Here is a 5,728-nt window from a genome sequence, read left to right as displayed (position 1 = left end):
GGCATCGACCTCACCGCCGCCGAAGTGCTGTGGGCGGTGCGGCACGAAGGCGCACTGGAAACCGAGGACGTGCTGGACCGGCGCAGCCGCATCGGCCTGCGGCGCGATCGGCGGGAGCGGGCGCAGCCCGCGGTCGCCGAACTGGTCGACAAAGCACTGCACGGCGTTCTCGCCTAGGTCAGGAGCGGCGGAGCCACTTGCGCCAACCCGCTGAGACCGGCGTCGCAGGCGGATCAGCGCAGCGTGCGAACGGCCCTGGCCTGCGCAGCGCGGTCGGCCAGCCCCGCGGCGTCCGGATAATCGACGCCCACGAGGGTGAGCCCGTGCGCCGGCGCGACCGAACTGGTCCGCTCCCCCGAATCAGCCAGCTCGGCGGGCCAATCCCGGCCACGCCGCCCATCGCCGACCATGAGCAGCGCCCCCACCAGGCTGCGCACCATCGAATGGCAGAAGGCGTCCGCGCTGACCCGCGCGAGGATCAGGTGCTCACCCACCCGCTCCCAGGAGAAGCGCTGCAACTCGCGCACCGTCGTGGCGCCCTCGCGCGGCTTGCAGAACGCGGCGAAATCCTTGAGCCCCAACAAATCCTGCGCGCACGCATCCAGCACGTCCACATCGACCGGACGGTTCCAAGCCAGCGTGTCCCGCCGCCGCAACGGATCCACGCCCCACGGCGCATCCGAGACCTGATACCGGTAATGCCGCCGCAGCGCGGAAAACCGCGCGTCGAACCCCTCCGGAGCCACCGACACCCGCAGCACGCGCACGTCGCCGGGCAAGATCCGGTTCCACCGGTGCCGCATCCGCTCCAGATCCGGAACGCCCCGCTCATCGACGGGAACGCGTGCTTGCGCAGGCGACTCGAACGGCACGGCGTCGACGTGCACGACCTGCCCGTCCGCATGCACCCCGGCATCGGTGCGGCCCGCCACGACGACCGAGCGCGGCACCGCACGCCCCGGCGGCTGCTTCGCCAGCGCGTCCTCGAGCAGGCCCTGCACCGTGCGCAATCCCGGCTGGCGCGCCCAGCCCGAGAAGTCGGTGCCCTCGTAGGCGATGTCCAGCCGAAGACGAACGAGCCCGCCGCCCCCGGAGGGAGCAGCGGGCTCGTTCCCGGCTTCGGGAGGAATCAGGACTCGTCCTTCTTCTCGGTCTCCTCGGCCGACTCGGTGGACTCGACGGCCTCGGCGTCCGCGGCACCGCCCTTCTCCTCGGCCGGCGTGGCCTCGGTGACCTGCTCGGCAGGGGCGGCGTCCTTGGCGAACTTGGTGCCGCGCGCGGCCTCCGCCTCGGACGTGACGGTCTTCTCCGTCACCAGCGCGATCACGGCCATCTTGGCGCTGTCACCGCGGCGCGGCATCGCCTTGATGATCCGGGTGTAGCCGCCCGGCCGGTCCGCGAAGTGCGGGCCGATCTCGTCGAACAGCTTGTGCACCACGTCCTTGTCGCGGATGGTCTTCATGACCTCGCGACGGTTGTGCAGATCGCCCTTTTTCGCCTTGGTGATCAGACGCTCGGCCAGCGGCCGCAGCCGCTTCGCCTTGGCCTCGGTCGTGGTGATCTTCCCGTGCTCGAACAGCGAAGTGGCCAGGTTGGCCAGCATCAGCCGCTCGTGCGACGGCGACCCGCCGAGACGCGCTCCCTTGGTGGGGGTGGGCATCGGTTGCTCCTCTCAAAGCGCGGATCGGGTAGCCCTCCGCGCAACACAGCTACAGCTGCTCCGTCTCCGCGTAGTCCTGGCCGTCGTCGTAGTCGCCGTCCTCGGCAACCGACAAGGAACCCAGCGGGGTGTCGTCGCCTGCGGCCCAGCCTTCCGAGGGGTACTCGGCGGCCGCGGCCGTCGGGTCGAACCCGGGCGGGCTGTCCTTGAGCGACAGGCCCAGACCGACCAGCTTCAGCTTGACCTCGTCGATGGACTTCGCACCGAAGTTGCGGATGTCCAGCAGGTCCGCCTCGCTGCGCGAAACCAGCTCGCCGACGGTGTGGATGCCCTCCCGCTTGAGGCAGTTGTAGGAGCGCACCGTCAGGTCCAGGTCCTCGATCGGCATCGCGTAGGCCGCGATGGTGTCGGCCTCCGCGGGCGACGGCCCGATCTCGATGCCCTCGGCGTCCACGTTGAGCTCGCGCGCCAGCCCGAACAGCTCAACCAGGGTCCGACCGGCCGAAGCCACCGCGTCCCGCGGGGTGATCGACGGCTTGGTCTCGACGTCCAGGATCAGCTTGTCGAAGTCGGTGCGCTGCTCGACGCGGGTGGCCTCGACCTTGTAGGTCACCTTCAGCACCGGCGAGTAGATCGAGTCCACCGGGATGCGGCCGATCTCCGCGCCGGTCTGCTTGTTCTGCACCGCAGGGACGTAGCCGCGACCGCGCTCGACGACGAGCTCGATCTCCAGCTTGCCCTTGCCGTTGAGCGTGGCGATGTGCAGATCCGGGTTGTGCACGGTCACCCCGGCCGGCGGCACGATGTCCGCCGCGGTGACCTCACCCGGGCCCTGCTTGCGCAGGTACATGGTCACCGGCTCGTCCTCCTCGGAGCTCGTGACGAGCTCCTTGAGGTTCAGGATGACGTCGGTGACGTCCTCCTTCACGCCCGGAATCGTGGTGAACTCGTGCAGCACACCGTCGATGCGCAGGCTGGTGACCGCCGCGCCGGGAATGGAGGACAGCAACGTCCGGCGCAGCGAGTTGCCGAGGGTGTAGCCGAACCCGGGCTCCAGCGGTTCGATGGTGAACCGGGAGCGGGTCTCGGTCACGGCCTCTTCGGCCAGTGAGGGTCGCTGGGAGATGAGCACTTGGGTTTCCTTTCCTCACGGCGCCCGCCATTTGACGCCGATGGGATGGCGGCCCGCGGAGATCGCGGGCGGGCGGCGGAATCCGATCCCGCCACCCGAACTGCCACCGCCGGCGACCACGCGTGGCCGCCGGCGGGAAGCGTCACTTCGAGTAGAACTCGACGATGAGCTGCTCGGTGACCGGGGTGTCGATCTGCGCGCGCTCCGGGAGCTGGTGCACCAGGATCCGCAGGTTCGACGGCACGACCTGCAGCCAACCCGGAACCGGCCGCTCGCCCAGGGTCTCCTTGGCGATGATGAACGGCGTCATGCCCAGCGACTTCGGCCGCACGTCGATGATGTCGAACTTGGACACCTGGAAGCTGGGGATGTTCACGCTCTGGCCGTTGACCAGGAAGTGGCTGTGGTTGACCAGCTGGCGGGCCATCCGCCGGGTGCGGGCCAGGCCCGACCGGTAGATGACGTTGTCCAGCCGGGACTCCAGCAGCTGCAGCAGGTTCTCGCCGGTACGGCCGGAGCGCCGGTTGGCCTCCTCGTAGTAGGAGCGGAACTGCCGCTCCAGCACGCCGTAGGTGTAGCGGGCCTTCTGCTTCTCCTGCAGCTGCAGCAGGTACTCGGTTTCCTTGATCCGCGCGCGGCCGTGCTGGCCCGGCGGGTACGGACGGCGCTCGAACGCCTGGTCACCGCCGACGAGATCGACCTTCAACCGGCGGGACTTACGGGTCGCGGGACCGGTGTAACGTGCCATCTTCTTCTACTCCCTTCCCGCGATCAGACCCGGCGCCGCTTGGGCGGCCGGCAGCCGTTGTGCGGCTGCGGGGTCACGTCCTGGATCGTGCCGACCTCGAGGCCGGCGGCCTGCAGCGAGCGGATCGCCGTCTCCCGGCCGGAACCGGGGCCCTTGACGAACACGTCGACCTTCTTCATGCCGTGCTCGGCGGCCTTGCGGGCGGCGTTCTCCGCGGCCATCTGCGCGGCGTACGGGGTGGACTTGCGGGAGCCCTTGAACCCGACGTGGCCCGCGGAGGCCCAGCTGATCACCGCACCGGTCGGGTCCGTGACCGACACGATGGTGTTGTTGAAGGTGCTCTTGATGTGCGCCTGTCCGTGCGCAACATTCTTCTTTTCCTTGCGCCGCACCTTCTTGACGGCGCCGGCGCGAGACTTGGGTGGCATAGCTGTCGTGGTCTCCTAGCGAGGCTTACTTCTTCCCGGCCTTCTTCTTGCCGGCGACCGTCTTCTTCGGCCCCTTGCGGGTGCGGGCGTTGGTCTTCGTCCGCTGCCCGTTCAACGGCAGGTGGCGGCGGTGCCGCGTGCCCTCGTAGCAGCCGATTTCGATCTTCCGGCGGATGTCGGCCGCGACCTCGCGGCGCAGGTCACCCTCGACCCGGTAGTTGTTCTCGATGTGCTCGCGCAGCCGCGCGAGCTGATCGTCGTCGAGGTCCTTCGCCCGGACGTCGAACGGGACGTCCGTCGCTTTCAGGATCTCCTGGGACCGGCTGCGGCCGACCCCGAAGATGTAAGTCAGCGCGATCTCCATGCGCTTGTCGCGCGGGAGGTCGACACCGCTGATCCGTGCCATCTCGGCAGGTCTCCTTCGGTTCGTTCCAGGTCTGCAACCCCTGCCGTCCCCGCGCCGGTGTCAGCGCGCGGAGCCCCGGCCTGGACCCGGGGGTCGCACCGGTCCACTCGCGGACCGGCTGGTCAGGGGAGTTCCCTCGGTTGTCTGGCTGCGAGTCGCGATCAGCCCTGGCGCTGCTTGTGGCGCTGGTTGTCGCAAATCACCAGCACCCGCCCGTGACGGCGGATGATCTGGCACTTGTCGCAGATCTTCTTCACACTCGGCTGGACCTTCACGGTCGTGCTCCTGCTCGGACGGCGTGCCCGGTCTCGCCGGACACCGTGGAGGTCACTTGTAGCGGTAGACGATGCGCCCACGGGAGAGGTCGTAGGGCGAGAGCTCCACGACGACCCGGTCTTCGGGCAGGATGCGGATGTAGTGCTGTCGCATCTTGCCACTGATGTGCGCGAGGACCTTGTGCCCGTTCTCCAACTCGACGCGGAACATCGCGTTGGGTAGCGGTTCGATCACCCGACCCTCGACCTCACTGGCCCCGTCCTTCTTGCCCATGTCCTCCGCGTTTCGTGACGGTGACGGTTTGTAGGCTTGCGCCTTCGGCCGCCCGCCCCGGAGACTTCCCAGGACAAGCGATCGGACGCACTTCGACCGGTTCGGACACCCCCTGGAAAACGGCGGCGAGCCGTGCGGCGAGAAGACGCTCCCAGGAAAAAGCCCCTGCGAACCCCTCCGAGCGCAGCGCCCGGAGGACAGCAGCCCGAAAAGGACTTCCGTTCCTGGAACCAGGCTCCTCATGGGCCGGATCCTCGAAGCGGAACCGACTCCCCAAGGGGCCGGTGTTCCCTCAAGGCACGGCAAACCGGCGCGATGCGTGCGCCGATGCTCCACTGTACGCGCACGCCGAATGGGCACTTCACCCCGGGTGCGAGGCGGACTGCGCCGGTCGCGCCGGGCACGGCCGAGCGCACCGCCCGCAACACCGGAAACGCGTAGAAGATCACCGATTTGCGCCCGCCGATCACTGGCGGGGGTGGTTGCGGTGCGCGTTCCCCGCTGTCTACGTTCAACTCGATCGGCTGCCCGACAACGCGGTCCGGCAGCAGTGCGTCCACGCGCAGGCCGGCGCACCGCCTGATCATTCCGCTCGTCCACCGCCGTGATCGTCCGATCGCTCGACCATCGGCGCGCGCGGCCCGTGCTCCGAGGAGAGACGTGACAGCCCAGCAGGACAGCCGCTCGTCCGCCCGCAGGAAACCGCTGATCAAACCGGCCGCCCGGATCGGCGAGTACCGCACGTTCTTCAGCAGCGCTTTCCACAACCCCAAGCAGGTCGGCGCGGCCACGCCCACCTCCGCCG

Annotated in this window: 9 protein-coding genes; 1 reads left to right on the top strand and 8 read right to left on the bottom strand. The window is 68.9% G+C overall.

Translation table 11 applies throughout. The features are described 5' to 3' along the window. Window positions 1–3: 3 nt before the first annotated feature. The gene (locus IJH84_RS12040) at window positions 4–177 is read left to right on the top strand and encodes a glycerol-3-phosphate dehydrogenase C-terminal domain-containing protein (RefSeq protein ID WP_367269012.1); all 174 of its coding nucleotides are present in this window, start codon (window positions 4–6) and stop codon (window positions 175–177) included. Window positions 178–233: 56 nt separating this feature from the next. Here IJH84_RS12040 and IJH84_RS12035 read toward each other — a convergent pair whose 3' ends face one another. The 8 genes from IJH84_RS12035 to infA form a co-directional block, all read right to left on the bottom strand. Next, on the bottom strand, window positions 234–1,064 hold the full coding sequence (locus IJH84_RS12035) for a tRNA pseudouridine(38-40) synthase TruA (protein ID WP_200069387.1): 831 nt from the start codon (window positions 1,062–1,064) through the stop codon (window positions 234–236). A gap of 65 nt (window positions 1,065–1,129) precedes the next feature. Next, window positions 1,130–1,660 carry a 50S ribosomal protein L17 gene (rplQ, locus tag IJH84_RS12030; RefSeq protein WP_200069058.1) on the bottom strand — a complete coding sequence of 177 codons (531 nt, stop codon included), beginning with the start codon at window positions 1,658–1,660 and terminating at the stop codon, window positions 1,130–1,132. Between the two features lie 49 nt (window positions 1,661–1,709). Then, window positions 1,710–2,792 (bottom strand): DNA-directed RNA polymerase subunit alpha, encoded by a 1,083-nt coding sequence (locus tag IJH84_RS12025; protein WP_200069057.1) that lies wholly within the window; start codon window positions 2,790–2,792, stop codon window positions 1,710–1,712. A 142-nt stretch (window positions 2,793–2,934) separates the two neighbouring features. Beyond that, entirely contained in the window at window positions 2,935–3,540 is a 606-nt protein-coding gene (rpsD, locus tag IJH84_RS12020) for a 30S ribosomal protein S4 (protein ID WP_295144125.1), read from the bottom strand. A 23-nt stretch (window positions 3,541–3,563) separates the two neighbouring features. Further along, complete coding sequence (rpsK, locus tag IJH84_RS12015) at window positions 3,564–3,968, bottom strand: 30S ribosomal protein S11 (protein WP_200069055.1); 405 nt, start codon at window positions 3,966–3,968, stop codon at window positions 3,564–3,566. 25 nt (window positions 3,969–3,993) lie between these two features. Next, window positions 3,994–4,374 (bottom strand): 30S ribosomal protein S13, encoded by a 381-nt coding sequence (gene rpsM, locus IJH84_RS12010; RefSeq protein ID WP_200069054.1) that lies wholly within the window; start codon window positions 4,372–4,374, stop codon window positions 3,994–3,996. Between the two features lie 161 nt (window positions 4,375–4,535). Beyond that, window positions 4,536–4,649: a 50S ribosomal protein L36 gene (gene rpmJ / locus IJH84_RS12005; protein WP_184476415.1), complete on the bottom strand. Its 114-nt coding sequence runs from the start codon at window positions 4,647–4,649 to the stop codon at window positions 4,536–4,538. Window positions 4,650–4,701: 52 nt separating this feature from the next. Then, window positions 4,702–4,923 (bottom strand): translation initiation factor IF-1, encoded by a 222-nt coding sequence (gene infA, locus IJH84_RS12000; RefSeq protein ID WP_295144118.1) that lies wholly within the window; start codon window positions 4,921–4,923, stop codon window positions 4,702–4,704. Between the last annotated feature and the right edge of the window lie 805 nt (window positions 4,924–5,728).

Origin of the sequence: Saccharopolyspora sp. (assembly GCF_017434145.1) — a bacterium.
In the GTDB taxonomy this organism is placed as follows: domain Bacteria; phylum Actinomycetota; class Actinomycetes; order Mycobacteriales; family Pseudonocardiaceae; genus Saccharopolyspora_C; species Saccharopolyspora_C galaxeae.
This window is presented reverse-complemented; position numbering and strand designations above follow the sequence as displayed.

Coding starts and splice junctions, on each gene's coding strand:
- rplQ (WP_200069058.1), bottom strand. CDS start 1,660: ATGCCCACCCCCACCAAGGGAGCGCGTCTCGGCGGGTCGCCGTCGCAC.
- rpsD (WP_295144125.1), bottom strand. CDS start 3,540: ATGGCACGTTACACCGGTCCCGCGACCCGTAAGTCCCGCCGGTTGAAG.
- rpsK (WP_200069055.1), bottom strand. CDS start 3,968: ATGCCACCCAAGTCTCGCGCCGGCGCCGTCAAGAAGGTGCGGCGCAAG.
- rpsM (WP_200069054.1), bottom strand. CDS start 4,374: ATGGCACGGATCAGCGGTGTCGACCTCCCGCGCGACAAGCGCATGGAG.
- infA (WP_295144118.1), bottom strand. CDS start 4,923: ATGGGCAAGAAGGACGGGGCCAGTGAGGTCGAGGGTCGGGTGATCGAA.